At 64.5% G+C, this 15,919-nt stretch carries 15 protein-coding genes; 9 read left to right on the top strand and 6 right to left on the bottom strand.

The window, feature by feature from the left end:
- Window positions 1-16: 16 nt before the first annotated feature.
- The 3 genes from DN387_RS11035 to DN387_RS11025 all read right to left on the bottom strand — a co-directional run bounded on the left by DN387_RS11035 (window position 17) and on the right by DN387_RS11025 (window position 2,298).
- On the bottom strand, window positions 17-871 hold the full coding sequence (locus tag DN387_RS11035; protein WP_043862301.1) for an endonuclease/exonuclease/phosphatase family protein: 855 nt from the start codon (window positions 869-871) through the stop codon (window positions 17-19).
- 11 nt (window positions 872-882) lie between these two features.
- Entirely contained in the window at window positions 883-1,515 is a 633-nt protein-coding gene (gene dsbA / locus DN387_RS11030) for a thiol:disulfide interchange protein DsbA (protein WP_054916023.1), read from the bottom strand.
- Between the two features lie 165 nt (window positions 1,516-1,680).
- The gene (locus tag DN387_RS11025; RefSeq protein ID WP_043862299.1) at window positions 1,681-2,298 is read right to left on the bottom strand and encodes a cytochrome c; all 618 of its coding nucleotides are present in this window, start codon (window positions 2,296-2,298) and stop codon (window positions 1,681-1,683) included.
- A 417-nt stretch (window positions 2,299-2,715) separates the two neighbouring features.
- On the opposite strand from DN387_RS11025, the gene yihA reads away from it, so the two are divergent.
- Window positions 2,716-3,348 (top strand): ribosome biogenesis GTP-binding protein YihA/YsxC, encoded by a 633-nt coding sequence (gene yihA / locus DN387_RS11020; RefSeq protein ID WP_054916024.1) that lies wholly within the window; start codon window positions 2,716-2,718, stop codon window positions 3,346-3,348.
- A gap of 289 nt (window positions 3,349-3,637) precedes the next feature.
- Here the strand turns inward: yihA and polA are convergent, their stop codons facing one another.
- The gene (gene polA, locus DN387_RS11015) at window positions 3,638-6,418 is read right to left on the bottom strand and encodes a DNA polymerase I (protein WP_054916025.1); all 2,781 of its coding nucleotides are present in this window, start codon (window positions 6,416-6,418) and stop codon (window positions 3,638-3,640) included.
- Between the two features lie 74 nt (window positions 6,419-6,492).
- Between polA and DN387_RS11010 the strand changes: the two genes are divergently transcribed.
- Together DN387_RS11010 and DN387_RS11005 are read left to right on the top strand one after the other, a co-directional pair.
- Window positions 6,493-6,780, top strand: a complete 288-nt coding sequence (locus DN387_RS11010) for a DUF2782 domain-containing protein (RefSeq protein ID WP_043862296.1) — start codon at window positions 6,493-6,495, stop codon at window positions 6,778-6,780.
- A 64-nt stretch (window positions 6,781-6,844) separates the two neighbouring features.
- A complete protein-coding gene (locus tag DN387_RS11005; RefSeq protein ID WP_043862339.1) occupies window positions 6,845-7,795 on the top strand; it encodes a homoserine kinase in 951 nt (316 codons plus the stop codon).
- A gap of 91 nt (window positions 7,796-7,886) precedes the next feature.
- Here the strand turns inward: DN387_RS11005 and DN387_RS11000 are convergent, their stop codons facing one another.
- Entirely contained in the window at window positions 7,887-8,807 is a 921-nt protein-coding gene (locus DN387_RS11000; RefSeq protein ID WP_054916026.1) for a zinc ABC transporter substrate-binding protein, read from the bottom strand.
- A 66-nt stretch (window positions 8,808-8,873) separates the two neighbouring features.
- On the opposite strand from DN387_RS11000, the gene zur reads away from it, so the two are divergent.
- From zur to DN387_RS10980, 4 genes are all read left to right on the top strand, one after another.
- Window positions 8,874-9,356, top strand: coding sequence for a zinc uptake transcriptional repressor Zur (gene zur, locus DN387_RS10995; protein WP_043862294.1), 483 nt, complete (start codon window positions 8,874-8,876; stop codon window positions 9,354-9,356).
- The gene (gene znuC, locus DN387_RS10990) at window positions 9,356-10,135 is read left to right on the top strand and encodes a zinc ABC transporter ATP-binding protein ZnuC (RefSeq protein WP_054916027.1); all 780 of its coding nucleotides are present in this window, start codon (window positions 9,356-9,358) and stop codon (window positions 10,133-10,135) included. The genes zur and znuC overlap by 1 nt, the downstream gene beginning before the upstream one ends.
- The gene (gene znuB, locus DN387_RS10985) at window positions 10,128-10,910 is read left to right on the top strand and encodes a zinc ABC transporter permease subunit ZnuB (RefSeq protein ID WP_054916028.1); all 783 of its coding nucleotides are present in this window, start codon (window positions 10,128-10,130) and stop codon (window positions 10,908-10,910) included. Before znuC ends, znuB begins: the two co-directional genes overlap by 8 nt.
- A gap of 144 nt (window positions 10,911-11,054) precedes the next feature.
- Window positions 11,055-11,768: a PA5502 family lipoprotein gene (locus tag DN387_RS10980; protein WP_043862291.1), complete on the top strand. Its 714-nt coding sequence runs from the start codon at window positions 11,055-11,057 to the stop codon at window positions 11,766-11,768.
- A 58-nt stretch (window positions 11,769-11,826) separates the two neighbouring features.
- Here the strand turns inward: DN387_RS10980 and katE are convergent, their stop codons facing one another.
- Window positions 11,827-13,983, bottom strand: a complete 2,157-nt coding sequence (gene katE / locus DN387_RS10975) for a catalase HPII (RefSeq protein ID WP_078481310.1) — start codon at window positions 13,981-13,983, stop codon at window positions 11,827-11,829.
- 217 nt (window positions 13,984-14,200) lie between these two features.
- Between katE and DN387_RS10970 the strand changes: the two genes are divergently transcribed.
- Window positions 14,201-15,208: a methionine ABC transporter ATP-binding protein gene (locus DN387_RS10970; RefSeq protein ID WP_054916029.1), complete on the top strand. Its 1,008-nt coding sequence runs from the start codon at window positions 14,201-14,203 to the stop codon at window positions 15,206-15,208.
- Window positions 15,208-15,879: a methionine ABC transporter permease gene (locus DN387_RS10965; protein WP_043862288.1), complete on the top strand. Its 672-nt coding sequence runs from the start codon at window positions 15,208-15,210 to the stop codon at window positions 15,877-15,879. The genes DN387_RS10970 and DN387_RS10965 overlap by 1 nt, the downstream gene beginning before the upstream one ends.
- The last annotated feature ends 40 nt before the right edge of the window (window positions 15,880-15,919 follow it).

Genomic DNA, 15,919 nt, shown 5'->3' with positions numbered 1-15,919 from the left:
TCCGCAGATAAGGGGACTAACGCAAGGCCGGAAGGGTATCGACAGTCAGGGCATCAGGCAAACGAATCTCGACCGCCACGGGGAGATGGTCGGAAATCGGCTGGGACAGCACCTCGACCCGTTCCAGGGTGAGGCTCGGGCTGAGCAGAATATGATCAAGGCAACGCTGTGGTCGCCAACTGGGGAAGGTCGCTTCGACCTGCGGCGCAATCAGGCCCAGGTCGCGCAGCGGGGAGTGCTGCAACAGGTCGGTGGCATGGGTGTTCATGTCGCCCATCAGCACCTGGTGACGATAGCCGCCGATCAGCTCGCGGATGTAGCCCAGTTGCAGGGCGCGGGTTCGCGCGCCAAGCGCCAGGTGCATCATCACCACCACCAGCGCATCCTCGCCTTCACCGAACCGCACCAGGATCGCACCGCGGCCGGCCGGGCCGGGCAGCGGGTGGTCTTCGAGCAGTTGCGGCTTGAGGCGGCTGAGCACGCCGTTGCTGTGCTGGCCCAGGCGCCCGAGGTTGCGGTTGAGCTGCTGGTACCAGTAGGGGAAAGCACCCAGTTGCGCCAGGTGTTCAACCTGGTTGACGTAGCCCGAGCGCAGGCTGCCGCCGTCGGCTTCCTGCAGGGCCACCAGGTCGAAGTCGCCCAGCAGGTTGCCGATCTTCTGCAGGTTGCCGGCACGCCCCATGTGCGGCAGCAGGTGCTGCCAGCTGCGGGTCAGGTAGTGCCGGTAACGCTCGGTGCTGATGCCTACCTGGATATTGAAGCTGAGCAGACGCAAGCGACCGTCGGACGGTAGACCACTTGCATCGATATGGTGCTCGTTGACCTGCGGTTCGTGCAGGCCGACGAGGCGCTCGGATTTCCAGCGGCGCATAGTTTCGCCTCTTATTTGGCGGCGCGTTCCTTGGCAATCAGTTGGTCAGCAACGTTCAGTACGCCGTTCGGGCCACCTGCGGTGCCCAGGTCGAAGGTGTACTTGCCGTTGACGACCATGCTCGGAACGCCCTTGATGTTGTACTGCTTGGCAAGTTCCTTGGCCTGGTTGACCTGTCCCTTGATGGCGAACGAGTTGAAGGTGGCCAGGAACTTGTCCTTGTCCACACCCTGGGTGGCCAGGAAGTCGGCCATCTCTTCAGGCTTGGTCAGGTGCTTGCGCTGGTTCTGGATGGCATCGAACACGGCCGCATGCACCTTGTGCTCCACGCCCATGGCTTCCAGGGTCAGGAACATCTGCCCGTGGGCGTCCCATTGGCCGCCGAACATGGCGGGAATACGCTTGAAGTTCACGTCGTCAGGCAGCTTTTCGACCCACGGGTTGATCGTCGGTTCAAAGCTGTAGCAATGCGGGCAGCCATACCAGAACAGCTCGACCACTTCGATCTTGCCAGGCTGGGACACCGGTACCGGGTTGCTCAGCTCGACATATTCCTTGCCGGCGATCACAGGGTCTGCGGCCTGGACCGTCATACCGAAGGCGCTGGCGGCGACCAGCGCGGCGCCGAGAATCAGATTACGCATGCGTTACTCCTGAGCAGTGATGTGTCGCCTCGTCGCGACCTGGGTTCAGACAGGCCGGGGCAGGCCCGAGTTCGTTAGTGTAACGGCAGCGGGCACAAAAAAGGGTGGCCCGGGCCACCCTTTTCATTTTTGCGCCGCTGTATTAACCCAGCGTTAAACCGGGGCTCAGTGCAGGCCCTGGATGTAGCTGGACAACGCGTCGATGTCCTTGTTGCTCAGCTTGCTGGCGATGGTGCGCATGGTGGTGGCATCGCCATCGTTGGTGCGGTTGCCTTCACGGAAGTCCGTCAGCTGCTTGGCCACGTAGCTTGCGTGCTGACCACCCAGGTGCGGGAAGCCGGCGGCGGCAATGCCTGCGCCGTTGGGCGAGTGGCAACCGGTGCAGGCCGGCAGGCCTTTTTCCAGATCACCGCCGTTGAACAGTGCGCGACCACGCTCGACCAGCGCCGGGTCGGCGGCACCCACGCTGCCTTTCTGGCTGGCGAAATAGGCCGCGATATCGGCCAGGTCCTGATCGTTGAACGCGGCCAGCATGCCGGTCATTTCCAGCACGGTACGTTTGCCCGACTTGATGTCGTGCAGTTGCTTCTCCAGGTATTTCTCGCCCTGGCCGGCCAGTTTCGGGAAATTCGGCGCCATGCTGTTGCCGTCGGGGTTGTGACACGCGCCACATACAGCGGTTTTTGCCTGACCGGCAGCAGCATCCCCAACGATATTGCCGGCAGCGTTGGCAGCCCCGGTGATGCCTAAGGTCAACAGCAGACTCACGAATAGTTTGTTCATCAGCTAATCCAACTACGGCTAAGGGTGAAAGAGTTATGTATCGAGGCAACCTGTCTTGTTGACTCACCCGGTCAGGGTGGCCTGATCGTCCTCGTTACTGCAGTCCATGCACAAACCACGCGGCGGCATAGCCTTGAAACCCTGGGGAGCTGCTTCGACAGCCTCTGCGGTCCCTTATGTCAGGCGTGACTTCCACGCTGTAGGGATCCTGTGTAGCCTGAGCGCCGAATACGACCCTTTCAGGGTTGGGGCTGCACTGCGTCTACTGCGCAAGCTTGGTCAAGCAGCTCCCGTGCACATCCTCCTACGCTGGGATAATGCGCACACAAAAACTGGGGCATTATATACTCCCGTGCCTGAAACGGAAACGACACCGCTTGCCGAGACCCCCTCGAGCAACGCCCAATCGGAAATACCATGCAAGTCAAAAACCCCATCCTCGGACTCTGCCAGCAGGCCAAATTCGCCCTCAGTGCCGCCAAAGTCGACCAGTGCCCGGACGACGAAGGTTTCGAAGTGGCCTTTGCCGGCCGCTCCAACGCCGGCAAGTCCAGCGCCCTCAACACCCTGACCCACGCGAGCCTGGCGCGCACCTCGAAAACCCCGGGGCGTACCCAGCTGTTGAATTTCTTCAGTCTGGACGACGATCGGCGTCTGGTCGACCTGCCGGGCTATGGTTATGCAAAGGTGCCGATCCCGCTCAAGCAGCACTGGCAGCGCCACCTGGAGGCCTACCTGGGCAGCCGGGAGAGCCTCAAGGGCCTGATCCTGATGATGGACGTACGCCATCCCATGACCGACTTCGACAAGATGATGCTCGACTGGGCCGTGGCCAGCGGCATGCCGATGCACATCCTGCTGACCAAGGCCGACAAGCTGACCTTCGGCGCGGCCAAGGGCACGCTGCTCAAGGTACAGGCCGAAATCCGCAAGGGTTGGGGCGACAGCGTGACCATCCAGCTGTTCTCGGCGCCCAAGCGCCAGGGGCTGGAAGAGGCCTACACGGTACTGGCTCGCTGGCTGCAACTGCCGGACAAGCCCGCAGAATAAGGGCTGCCCGGCAAATGCCGGGCAAAAAAAACCCCGGACTTCGTATGGGGAGGGGGAAGTTCGGGGTTCAAGTTCCGGACCGCTAGGGCGGGGTCCAGATATCTGCCAACACTTAACACAACATAGGAGCATCGAAGGGCTTCACCAGCCATTCAGTTACTCTGAGTCGTGGTTCACCGGTTTAGTTCCTCGGCGCGGGAAACTATTTTCCATAGGCCGAAAAAGCAGAAATTGCCGCGACCTTATGCCGCAGCAAATTTCTGTTTTTGGTAGGCACCAAGCACGCTTTTCAGTGCGCCTCGTCCCAGTTCGCCCCCACGCCCACATCCACCACCAGCGGTACATCCAGCTGCGCGGCACCGCTCATGTGCACGCGAATCTCCTGCGCCACCTGTTCCACCAGGTCCTCGCGCACTTCCAGCACCAGTTCGTCGTGCACCTGCAGGATCACCCGGGCATCCAGCGCAGTGCTCGCCAGCCAGTTGTCCACCGTGACCATGGCGCGCTTGATGATGTCAGCTGCGGTGCCCTGCATCGGCGCGTTGATCGCGGTACGCTCCGCGCCAGCGCGCTCCTGCGGACGGTTGGAGTGAATGGTCGGCAGGTACAGGCGCCGTCCGAACAGCGTTTCCACGTAGCCCTGGTCGGCCGCCTGCTTGCGGGTGCGCTCCATGTAGTCGCGCACGCCCGGGTAGCGGGCAAAGTACACGTCGATGTAGGCCTTGGCCGTCTTGCTGTCGACGCCGATGTCCTTGCCCAGCTTCTTTGCGCCCATGCCGTAGATCAGGCCGAAGTTGATCGCCTTGGCGCTGCGCCGCTGGTCGGAGGTCACGTCGCCAAGCTCCACCTTGAACACTTCGGCCGCGGTGGCAGTGTGCACGTCCAGGCCGTTGCGGAAGGCGCTGAGCAGGCCCTCGTCCTTGGCCAGGTGGGCCATGATGCGCAGCTCGATCTGCGAGTAGTCCGCCGCCAGCAATTTGTAGCCGGGCGCCGCGATGAAGGCCTGGCGAATGCGCCGGCCCTCGGCGGTACGCACCGGGATGTTCTGCAGGTTCGGGTCGCTGGACGACAGGCGGCCGGTGGCAGCCACCGCCTGCTGGTAGGAAGTGTGGATACGCCCGGTACGCGGGTTGATCTGCTCGGGCAGGCGGTCGGTGTAGGTGCTCTTGAGCTTGCTCATGGAGCGGTACTGCATCAGCACCTTGGGCAGCGGGAAACCTTCCTCGGCCAGCGCCTCGAGGGCTTCTTCAGCCGTCGACGGCTGGCCCTTGGGGGTCTTCTTCAGTACCGGCAGGCCGAACTTGTCATAAAGGATGGCGCCCAGCTGCCTGGGCGAACCCAGGTTGAACGGCTCGCCCGCCAGCTCGATGGCTTCGCGCTCCAGCGCGTCCATCTTGTCGCCCAGCTCGCCGCTCTGGATCCTGAGCAGGTCGGCATCCACCAGCGCGCCCTCGCGCTCGATACGCGCCAGCACCGGCACCAGCGGCATCTCGATATCGCTCAGCACACTGGCCAGGCTTGGCAGCGCCGCCAGCTCGGCGTGCAGCTTGTGGTGCAGGCGCAGGGTGATGTCGGCATCTTCGGCGGCGTAGGGGCCGGCCTTGTCCAGGTGGATCTGGTTGAAGGTCAGCTGCTTGGCACCCTTGCCGGCAATGTCGGTGAAGCCGATGGTGGTGTGGTCCAGGTACTTCTTGGCCAGGCTGTCCATGTCGTGGCGGGTGGCCGTGGAATTCAGCACATAGGATTCGAGCATGGTGTCGAAGGCCACCCCACGCACGGTGATGCCCGCGCAGTTGGCCAGGATGTTGATATCGTACTTGGCGTGCTGCCCGACCTTGGCCTTGTTCGGGTCTTCCAGCAGCGGCCTGAGCGCGTTCAGCACCAGCTCGCGGTCCAGCTGCTGCGGGGCGCCTTCGTAGTTGTGTGCCAGCGGGATGTAGGCGGCCTCATGGGGCTGGACCGCAAACGACAGGCCGACCAGCTGGGCCTGCTGTGCATCGACGCCAGTGGTTTCGGTATCGAATGCGAACAGCTCGGCGTCCTTGAGCTTTTGCAGCCACACGTCGAAACGTGCCTTGTCCAGAATGGTTTCATAGGCGGCCTCGACAGGGGCTACCGGCTCGGCAACGGCCACCGGGGGCGCCTCGGCGTCGGGTGTGGCGGCAGGGGGCGGGGCGAGCTCCAGGCGCTTGTTCTCGCGCTGAACTTCATCGATCCAGCCCTTGAACTCGAGTTCGGTGTACAGCTGCAGCAGCGTTTCGCGGTCAGGTTCGCCCAGGTGCAGGTCGTCCAGCCCGACCTCCAGCGGCACGTCGACCTTGATCGTGGCCAGCTGGTACGACAGGAACGCCAGCTCCTTGTGCTCCAGCAGCTTGGCCGGCAGGGTCTTGGCCCCGCGGATCGGCAGGCTCGGCACCAGGTCGAGATTCTCGTACAGCTCCTTGATACCGCCGTTGACGCCCACCAGCAGGCCGACGGCGGTCTTCTCGCCCACGCCCTTGACCCCGGGGATGTTGTCGGATGAGTCGCCCATCAGCGCCAGCAGGTCGATGATCTGCTCGGGTGCGACGCCGAACTTCTCCTTCACGCCCTCGATGTCCATCGACGAGCCCGACATGGTATTGACCAGGGTAATGTGCGCATCCACCAGCTGGGCCATGTCCTTGTCACCGGTGGAGATCACCACCGGGCGGGTCGCCGCGGCGCTGCTGCGGGCCAGGGTGCCGATCACGTCGTCGGCCTCGACCCCCTCCACGCACAGCAGCGGGAAGCCCAGCGCCTTGACGCTGGCGTGCAGCGGCTCGATCTGCACACGCATGTCGTCGGGCATGCTCGGCCGGTTGGCCTTGTACTCGGCGTACATCTCGTCGCGAAAGGTGCCGCCCTTGGCGTCGAACACCACCGCGAAGGGGCTGTCCGGGTACTGCTTGCGCAGGCTCCTGAGCATGTTCAGCACACCCTTCACCGCGCCGGTGGGCATGCCCTTGGAGTTGGTCAGCGGTGGCAGCGCGTGGAACGCGCGGTACAGGTAGGACGAACCGTCCACCAGGACGAGGGGAGCTTGGCTCATGAGCAGAATCAACCTTTTCAACGGGCCCGGCGCTAGAATGTCCGGAACATTGACGACAAAGGGACAAGGTTATCATGCGTAGACTAAATCGCCTGTTGCTGCTCGGTGTGTTGGCTGCCGCTCCACTGGTAGCCAATGCGGCGGATGAAGCGCCTTCGGCCGATCCGGATGTAACCATTCGCACGGAAGGCGACAAGACCATCCAGGAATACCGCCAGAACGGTTTCCTGTATGCCATCAAGGTCACCCCCAAAGGGGGCAAGCCTTACTTTCTGGTGCGCGCAGACGGCTCGGAAGGCAACTTCATCCGTTCCGACCAACCCGACATGCTGATTCCTTCCTGGAAAATCTTCGAGTGGTAATGCGGGCCCCTACCATCCACCTGGCACTTCCTGCGGGAAGTGCCCGAATGAGCAGTTTTTGACCATGTCTGTCTTCACCCCACTGACCCGGCCCGAGCTGGAAACCTTTCTGGCGCCCTATGGACTGGGTCGCCTGCGGGACTTCCAGGGAATTGCCGCCGGCACCGAGAACAGCAACTTCTTCGTCAGCCTCGAACAGGGTGAGTTCGTGCTGACACTGGTCGAACGCGGGCCGATCCAGGACCTGCCGTTCTTCATCGAACTGCTCGACGTGCTGCACGAGGCCGACCTGCCGGTGCCCTATGCGCTGCGCACCCGCGACGGCGTGGCCCTGCGCGAGCTGGCCGGCAAGCCGGCGCTGCTGCAGCCGCGCCTGCCGGGCAAGCACATCAAGGTGGCGAACAACCAGCATTGCGTACAGGTGGGCGAACTGCTCGGCCACCTGCACACCGCGACCCAGCACAAGGTGCTGGAGCGCAAGACCGACCGTGGCCTGGACTGGATGCTGGCCACCGGCGCCGAACTGATGCCGCGCCTGAACCCGACGCAACAGGCGCTGCTGCAGGGCTGCCTGGACGAGATCGTCGCGCACCAGGGCCAGATCATGGCGCTGCCGCGGGCCAACCTGCACGCCGACCTGTTCCGCGACAACGCCTTGTTCGAAGGCACCCACCTGACCGGGCTGATCGATTTCTACAATGCGTGCTCCGGGCCGATGCTGTATGACCTGGCGATCACCCTGAACGACTGGTGCTGCGACGATGCCGGGCAGATCGACCCGCCGCGGGCGCGGGCGTTGCTGGGTGCGTATGCGGCGCTGCGCCCGTTCACCGCAGCCGAGGCACACCTGTGGCCGGTGATGTTGCGGGTGGCCTGCGTGCGGTTCTGGCTGTCGCGGCTGATTGCGGCCGAGTCGTTTGCCGGGATGGACGTGCTGATTCACGACCCGGCGGATTTCGAGGTGCGCCTGGCGGCGCGTCAGCAGGTGGACATCGCCCTGCCGTTCGCGTTGTAACTGAGCCACTCCAGGTAGGAGCCGGCCTTGCCGGCGGAGCCGTTGGGCTGCAGCGCAGCCCTTCGCCGGCCGGCTCCTACAGATCGGTGGGTCAGAGCTTTTCCAGGCACCCCGCCAATCCATTGCCCAGGTTCTCTAGCAACCGCTCATAGCCATTGGCATCCGCTGGCATCGTGCCGCCCAGCGCATCCAGCTCGGCCAGCGTCACCGGCAACCCCGCTGTCAGCGTCTCGGCCAGCCGCGGGCGCAGCGGCGGCTCGCTGAATACACAGGTCTTGCCCACTTCCTGCAGGCGCTTGCGCATCGCGGCCACGTGCTGCGCGCCCGGCTGCACCTCCGCCGCCACACTGAACACGCCGGTGTGCTTGAGCCCGTAGGCCGCCTCGAAGTAATCGAAGGCTTCATGGAAGACAAAGTATGGCTTGCCCGCAACAGCGCTCACCCGCGCCTTGAGCCGCGCATCCAGTGCATCCAGGCGCTCGCCGAATGCCTTGGCGTTGGCGGTGTAGCGCGCCTGGTTCTGCGGATCGGCCGCGCCCAGGTCAGCCGCCATCTTCGCCGCAATCACCCGCGCGTTCACCGACGACAACCACAGGTGCGCATCCAGGCTGCCTGGGCGGTGGTCATGGTCATGCTCGTCGGCGTCTTGCGCGTGTGAATGGCTGTCCTCGCCAAAATGGCGCAAGGTCAGGCCCGGCAGGTTCTGCACCGCCACCGTCGGCTTGCTGCGGCTACCCAGCACACGGGGCAGAAAACCCTCCATGTCCGGGCCGATCCAGTACAGCAAGTCCACCTGGCCCACCTTGCGCACATCGGAAGGGCGCAAGGCGTAATGGTGCGGCGAAGCGCCCGGTGGCAGCAGCACATCCGGCGTACCGACACCGTCCTGCACCGCGGCGGCGATCAGCTGCAGCGGCTTGATGCTGGTCAGCACCTGAACCTCGGCCTGCGCCGGGGTCATCAACAGGCTGCTTGTGACAAAAGCGACAAAAAGGGCAAAAAATCGGGACACGATAGGCACTCATCGGGGCAGGAACGGGTAACATAATAACGTCTCTCAACAGAACCGTCGCTGCCCATGCCCAATACCCCGCTGGCCAACCGTCCCCACGACCACTCCCACTGCGTGCACAGCGCGCTGGCCGAGGCCGATGCGCTGTGCGCGCGTCAGGGCCTGCGCCTGACCGCCCTGCGCCGCCGCGTGCTGGAGCTGGTATGGCAAAGCCACAAGCCGCTGGGCGCCTACGACATCCTTGCCGTGCTCAGCGAGCAGGACGGCCGCCGCGCCGCACCGCCCACCGTGTACCGCGCACTGGATTTCCTGCTGGAAAACAGCCTGGTGCACCGCATCGCGTCGCTCAATGCCTTCATGGGCTGCAGCCACCCCGAGCATGCCCACCAGGGCCAGTTCCTGATCTGCCGCCAATGCCACGTGGCAATCGAACTGGAGCAAGCCTCCATCAGCGACGCCATCGTGGCCAGCGCCAATGATGTGGGTTTCAGTGTCGAGACCCAGACCGTCGAAGTGGTCGGTCTGTGCGGCACCTGCCGGAGCGCCTGATGAGCAACGCGTTGATCCGCCTCGAGCAGGTGGGCGTCACCTTCGGCGGCCAGGCCGTGCTCGACAGCATCGACCTGTGCGTGGAGCCCGGGCAGATCGTGACCCTGATCGGCCCCAACGGCGCCGGCAAGACCACCCTGGTGCGCGCCGTACTCGGCCTGCTGGCGCCGCATACCGGCAGCGTATGGCGCAAGCCGCGACTGCGCATCGGCTACATGCCGCAGAAGATCCAGGTGGACGCCACCTTGCCGCTGTCGGTACTGCGCTTTCTGCGCCTGGTGCCGGGCGTGGACCGCAAGACAGCACTGGCGGCCCTCAACGAAGTGGGCGCCGAACACGTCATCGACAGCCCCATCCAGACCGTGTCCGGCGGCGAGATGCAGCGGGTGCTGCTGGCCCGCGCGCTGCTGCGCAAGCCAGAACTGCTGGTGCTCGACGAGCCGGTACAGGGCGTCGACGTGGCCGGTCAGGCCGAGCTCTACAGCCTGATCACGCGCCTGCGCGACCGCTACGGCTGCGGCGTGCTGATGGTTTCCCACGACCTGCACCTGGTGATGAGCACCACCGATCAGGTGGTGTGCCTCAACCGCCACGTGTGCTGCTCGGGCCACCCGGAGCAGGTCAGCGGCGACCCGGCCTTCGTCGAGCTGTTCGGCAACAACGCGCCAAGCCTGGCGATCTACCACCATCATCACGACCACGCCCACGACCTGCACGGGTCGGTGGTCACCCCGACCCCTGGCGGGCATGTGCACGGAGACCACTGCAAGCATGGCTGATTTTCTGTTGTATGCCCTGCTTGCAGGCCTGGCCCTGGCGCTGGTGGCGGGCCCGCTGGGCTCGTTCGTGGTGTGGCGGCGCATGGCGTATTTCGGCGACACGCTGTCCCACGCGGCGCTGCTGGGCGTGGCCCTGGGCTTCGTGCTGGACGTCAGCCCGACGCTGGCGGTGACCGTCGGCTGCCTGATGCTGGCGCTGTTGCTGGTAACCCTGCAGCAGCGCCAGCCGCTGGCCTCCGACACCCTGCTGGGGATTCTCGCGCCGAGCACGCTGTCGCTGGGCCTGGTGGTGCTGAGCTTCATGCACGATGTGCGCATCGACCTGATGGCCTACCTGTTCGGCGACCTGCTGGCGATCAGCCCGGGCGACTTGGCGTGGATCCTGGGCGGCAGTGCGCTGGTCCTGTTGCTGATCGTGGCGCTGTGGCGCCCGCTGCTGGCGGTGACCGTGCACGAGGAACTGGCCCGGGTCGAAGGCCTGCCGGTGGCTGCGCTGCGCCTGGCGTTGATGCTGCTGATTGCGGTGGTGATCGCGGTGGCGATGAAGATCGTCGGCGTGCTGCTGATCACCTCGCTGCTGATCATCCCCGCCGCAGCCGCACAGCGGCATGCGCGCTCGCCGGAACAGATGGCCCTGGGCGCCAGCCTGATCGGCGTAGTGGCGGTGTGTGGCGGGCTGGCCCTGTCGTGGTTCAAGGACACCCCGGCCGGCCCATCCATCGTGGTGTGTGCGGCAGTGCTATTCTTGGTGAGCCTGGCGCTGCCCCGGCGCTGAGCGCGCAGCCCCATGGGCAGGGTGCGGCCGACAGGGTCGCGCCCTGCGACATTTTAATCGCCGCTACATCCTGAAGAGTTATTTTCGCGCCAGCGCGCTGGGTGTAGACTTGCTCGCTTTTTGCGCAAATAGAGAGTCGCAGGAATGAAGCCGTTCGCCTCCCGTTATCTGCTCCTTGCCGCGTTTTCCGTGTTGCTGGCCGCCTGTTCCAGCGCGCCGGTCGACCCGCCGCCGCCCGCGCAGCCCGATGCCTGGCAGCTGCTGGAGCAGAACATCGCCAGCAGCGAGCTGGCCACCGCCGAAGACCAGCTGGCCACCTTGCAGGCCCAGTCGCCAGACGATGCACGCCTCGAACCCATGCAGCGCCAGCTGGCCGAAGCCTACCTGCAACGCAGCCAGATCGTGCTGCAGAAGGGCGATGTGAATGCCGCAGCCACCGCACTGGCACGTGCTCGTGCGCTGATGCCCAAGGCCCCGGCGCTGACCGGCGGCGTAAATGGCGCCATCACCCAGGCGCGCAAGGCCGAGCTGGACAAGGCCGAGGCCGCGCTCAAGGCGGCGGAAGCCAAGCCGCCGGCAAAAGTCATCGACCCCACGGCGCCGAGCACCGTAGTGGCGTTGAAAATCACGAAAATAGAAGAACTTCGCCGACAACTGGATGACATCGCCACCGATGTGGTGAATTACCAGTGTGACGTGGTGTTCCAGGTGCCGCGCCGTGATGACGCGCCGTGGCTACAGACCTTGCTGGCCAAGCGGGTAAGCAAGCGCGATGCGAGCTTCGCCTTGCAGCAGGCCCACGAGATTCATCGCAACCAGCCGGCGCAGGTGGTGCTTACGCCGCGGCGCGCCGAGTGATGTCGGCGGTGCCTTCTTCGCCGGCAAGGCCGGCTCCTGCAGGAGCCGGCCTTTTTGACTACGCCGGAATGGCCTTGGCGGCCGCTTCCCGCGACCACACCCGGTGCTTGGCAATCGCCGCGATCAACGCCTTGTAGGCCTTCTGATCGCTGCCCACCACCATGCCTTCATCCGCCTTGAGGCCCAGCTTGTCGAGCACGGCCTTGGCATCGCTGTCGGTACCCAGCGGCTTGAGGTGCTTGTAGGCCTCCAGCACGAAGTGCAGCGCCACGCCATCGCCGCTCAGAGCCTGCAGGCTGGCCTTGCCACCGGCGATCCATACCGCATCGAACACCACCGACGGCATGCCTTCCATCGAGGCATCCACCGCCAGGGTCTTGCCGGCAGCGGTCTTCACCGGCGCCGAGGTCGGTCCCAGCAGCACGCCCTGGGCGCTCTCGGCCTGCAACGCCTTCACCAGCGGGTCCACCAGCGTGGCATCCACGCCATCGGCCACCAGAATCGCCACCTTGCGCCCCTTGATGCCTTCGCCCAGCAGGTTCATCTGGCTCAGCGCCGGCGAAGCCTTGAGCGACTGTGGCTTGACGTCCACGGTGCCGGCCTTGGGCGCCGGCAGGCCAAGGTTCTGCGCTACCCGCGCCGCCAGCTTGAGGTCGATGTTGGCAAGAATCTCGTTCACCTCGCGGGCACGGATATGCTCGCGCTCCACCTTGCCCAGCTCGAAGCTGTAGGCACTGATGATGTGCTCCTGCTCGGTCGGGCTCATGCTCTGGAAGAACAGCCGCGCCTGGGAGAAGTGATCGCCGAACGAGGGGCTGCGCTGGCGCACCTTGTGCGCCTCGATGCGCTCGGGGTAGGTCTCGAAGCCGCCATCCTGCGCCGCCGGCGGGGTTTCCTTCGGCCAGCCGCCATCGATGGAGTTGGGCTCGTAGGACGCCCGGCCCTTGTGCACGGTGGTACGGTGCTGGGCATCGCGCTGGCCGTTGTGGTTGGGTGCCACGGGCCGGTTGATCGGGATCTCGTGGAAGTTCGGGCCACCCAGGCGGCTGATCTGCGTGTCGGTGTAGGAGAACAGCCGGCCCTGCAGCAGCGGGTCGTTGGAAAAGTCGATGCCCGGCACGATATGACCGGGGCAGAACGCCACCTGCTCAATTTCGGCAAAGAAGTTGTCCGGGTTGCGGTTGAGCACCATCTTGCCAAGCGGCGTCACCGGTACCAGCTCTTCTGGGATGATCTTGGTCGGGTCGAGCAGGTCGAACTCGAACTTATGCTCGTCGGCCTCGGGCACGATCTGCACGCCCAGTTCCCATTCCGGGTAGTTGCCGGTCTCGATCGCTTCCCACAGGTCGCGGCGGTGATAGTCAGTGTCCTTGCCCGCCAGCTTCTGCGCCTCGTCCCACAGCAGCGAATGCACACCCTGCTTGGGCTTCCAGTGGAACTTGACGAAACTGGCCACGCCTTCGGCGTTGATCAGGCGGAAGGTGTGCACGCCAAAGCCCTGCATGGTGCGCAGGCTTTTCGGTATCGCGCGGTCGGACATCGCCCAGATCACCATGTGCGCCGACTCGGGCACCAGCGAGACGAAGTCCCAGAAGGTGTCGTGGGCCGAACCGCCGGTGGGGATCTCGTTGTGCGGTTCGGGTTTGACCGCATGCACGAAGTCGGGAAACTTGATCGCGTCCTGAATGAAGAACACCGGCATGTTGTTGCCAACCAGGTCGAAGTTGCCCTCATCGGTAAAGAACTTGACGGCAAAGCCGCGCACGTCGCGCACCGTGTCACCCGAGCCACGCGGCCCCTGCACGGTGGAGAAGCGCACGAACACCGGGGTGATCTTGTCCGGGTCCTGCAAGAAGCCGGCCTTGGTCAGTGCGGCATGCGACTCGTAAGCCTGGAAGTAGCCATGGGCGCCGGTGCCGCGGGCATGCACGATGCGCTCGGGAATGCGCTCATGGTCGAAATGCGTGATCTTCTCGCGCATGATGAAGTCTTCAAGCAGCGAGGGGCCGCGGTCACCGGCCTTGAGGGTGTTCTGGTTGTCGGCAACCTTGACCCCCTGGTTGGTGCGCAGCGCCTGGCCGGTGGCATCGCTGCGAAACGGCTCCAGGCTCTGCAGCTTGGCGTTGGTGTTGGCCTTGTCGGGCGTCTGGGCGCCGGCGAGTTGACTTTCCTGGGGCGCATTCTTCTTGCTGGGCATGGGTCTGCAACTCCTCATCATCGTACGCGGGGCCCCTGGATGGGGCTCTTCAGGTAGTGACTGACAGGAGTGCCGGGCGTTCCTTTCGAATGACCAGCGAGCAACCACTGATCGCGTTATTCCTCAAGCGTTGGTCAAACACGAAATAAATGCTAAGAACCTATATACGAACAGGCTAAAATGCGCCCCCGGCTAACAGCTGACCCTATTTCATGCGCCCCACAAGGTTCGCTACGTGATCGAGTTTCAACAAGTCCATAAAACCTACCGCGTCGCCGGTAGGGACATCCCCGCACTGCACCCGACCAGCCTGCGCGTCGAAGACGGCCAGGTGTTCGGTCTGATCGGCCATTCCGGTGCCGGCAAAAGTACCCTTCTGCGCCTGATCAACCGCCTCGAGGCCCCCAGCGGCGGCAAGATCATCGTCGACGGCGAAGACGTCACGGCGTTCAACGCCAACGACCTGCGCCGCTTCCGCCAGCAGGTCGGGATGATCTTCCAGCACTTCAACCTGCTGGCCTCCAAGACCGTGGCCGACAACGTGGCGCTGCCGCTGACCCTGGCCGGGCGCATGTCACGCGCCGAGATCGATCAGCGCGTCGGCGAGCTGCTGGCCCGGGTAGGGCTGAGCGAGCATGCCAGGAAGTACCCGGCACAGCTGTCCGGCGGCCAGAAGCAGCGCGTCGGCATCGCCCGCGCCCTGGCCACCAAGCCCAAGATCCTGCTGTGCGACGAGGCCACCAGCGCCCTGGACCCGCAAACCACCGCCTCGGTGCTGCAATTGCTGGCCGAGATCAACCGCGAGCTGAAGCTGACCATCGTACTCATCACCCACGAGATGGACGTGATCCGCCGCGTGTGCGACCAGGTGGCAGTGATGGACGCCGGGCAGATCGTCGAACAGGGCCCGGTGGCGCAGGTGTTCCTGCACCCCAAGCACCCGACCACCAAGCGTTTCGTGCAGGAAGACGAGCAGGTCGACGAAAGCGAACAGCGCGACGATTTTGCCCATGTACCGGGGCGCATCGTGCGCCTGACCTTCCAGGGCGACGCCACCTATGCGCCGCTGCTGGGCACCGTGGCCCGTGAAACCGGGGTGGACTACAGCATCCTCGCCGGGCGTATCGACCGCATCAAGGACACCCCCTACGGTCAACTGACCCTGGCCATCACCGGTGGCGACATCGAGGCGGCATTTGCCCGCTTCATTGCGGCAGATGTTCATATGGAGGTACTGCGCTGATGGACGCCCTGAGTTTCTTTGCCAACATCGACTGGGCCGAAATCTGGCTGGCCACGATCGATACCATGATCATGCTGTTCGGCTCGCTGCTGTTCACCGTACTGCTGGGCCTGCCACTGGGCGTGCTGCTGTTTCTGTGCGGCCCGCGCCAGCTGTTCGAAGAAAAGCGCGTGTATGCGCTGCTGTCGCTGGTGGTCAACGTGCTGCGTTCGCTGCCGTTCATCATCCTGCTGATCGTGATGATCCCGTTCACCGTGCTCATCACCGGCACCTCGCTGGGCGTGGCCGGGGCCATCCCGCCACTGGTGGTCGGTGCCACGCCGTTCTTCGCGCGACTGGTGGAAACCGCCCTGCGCGAGGTCGACCGCGGCATCATCGAGGCCACCCAGTCGATGGGGGCCACCACGCGCCAGATCATCATGAACGCCCTGCTGCCCGAAGCGCGGCCGGGCATCTTCGCAGCCATCACCGTGACGGCCATCACCCTGGTGTCGTACACCGCGATGGCGGGTGTGGTGGGTGCCGGCGGGCTGGGTGACCTGGCCATCCGCTTCGGCTACCAGCGCTTTCAGACCGACGTGATGGTAGTCACCGTGGTACTGCTGCTGGTGCTGGTTCAAGTTCTGCAGAGTGTCGGCGACAAACTGGTTGTGCATTTTTCCCGTAAGTAACCAAGGGTCGGCCACGCCGACGCGCCGGGGGCCGGAACGG

This window comes from Pseudomonas sp. FBF18, from assembly GCF_024261405.1.
GTDB classification, from domain to species: Bacteria; Pseudomonadota; Gammaproteobacteria; order Pseudomonadales; family Pseudomonadaceae; genus Aquipseudomonas; species Aquipseudomonas palmensis.
The sequence above is the reverse complement of the archived record's forward strand: the minus strand, read 5'-3'. Positions and strand labels throughout refer to the sequence as shown.

Coding starts and splice junctions, on each gene's coding strand:
- DN387_RS11035 (WP_043862301.1), bottom strand. CDS start 871: ATGCGCCGCTGGAAATCCGAGCGCCTCGTCGGCCTGCACGAACCGCAG.
- dsbA (WP_054916023.1), bottom strand. CDS start 1,515: ATGCGTAATCTGATTCTCGGCGCCGCGCTGGTCGCCGCCAGCGCCTTC.
- DN387_RS11025 (WP_043862299.1), bottom strand. CDS start 2,298: ATGAACAAACTATTCGTGAGTCTGCTGTTGACCTTAGGCATCACCGGG.
- yihA (WP_054916024.1), top strand. CDS start 2,716: ATGCAAGTCAAAAACCCCATCCTCGGACTCTGCCAGCAGGCCAAATTC.
- polA (WP_054916025.1), bottom strand. CDS start 6,418: ATGAGCCAAGCTCCCCTCGTCCTGGTGGACGGTTCGTCCTACCTGTAC.
- DN387_RS11010 (WP_043862296.1), top strand. CDS start 6,493: ATGCGTAGACTAAATCGCCTGTTGCTGCTCGGTGTGTTGGCTGCCGCT.
- DN387_RS11005 (WP_043862339.1), top strand. CDS start 6,845: ATGTCTGTCTTCACCCCACTGACCCGGCCCGAGCTGGAAACCTTTCTG.
- zur (WP_043862294.1), top strand. CDS start 8,874: ATGCCCAATACCCCGCTGGCCAACCGTCCCCACGACCACTCCCACTGC.
- znuC (WP_054916027.1), top strand. CDS start 9,356: ATGAGCAACGCGTTGATCCGCCTCGAGCAGGTGGGCGTCACCTTCGGC.
- znuB (WP_054916028.1), top strand. CDS start 10,128: ATGGCTGATTTTCTGTTGTATGCCCTGCTTGCAGGCCTGGCCCTGGCG.
- DN387_RS10980 (WP_043862291.1), top strand. CDS start 11,055: ATGAAGCCGTTCGCCTCCCGTTATCTGCTCCTTGCCGCGTTTTCCGTG.
- katE (WP_078481310.1), bottom strand. CDS start 13,983: ATGAGGAGTTGCAGACCCATGCCCAGCAAGAAGAATGCGCCCCAGGAA.
- DN387_RS10965 (WP_043862288.1), top strand. CDS start 15,208: ATGGACGCCCTGAGTTTCTTTGCCAACATCGACTGGGCCGAAATCTGG.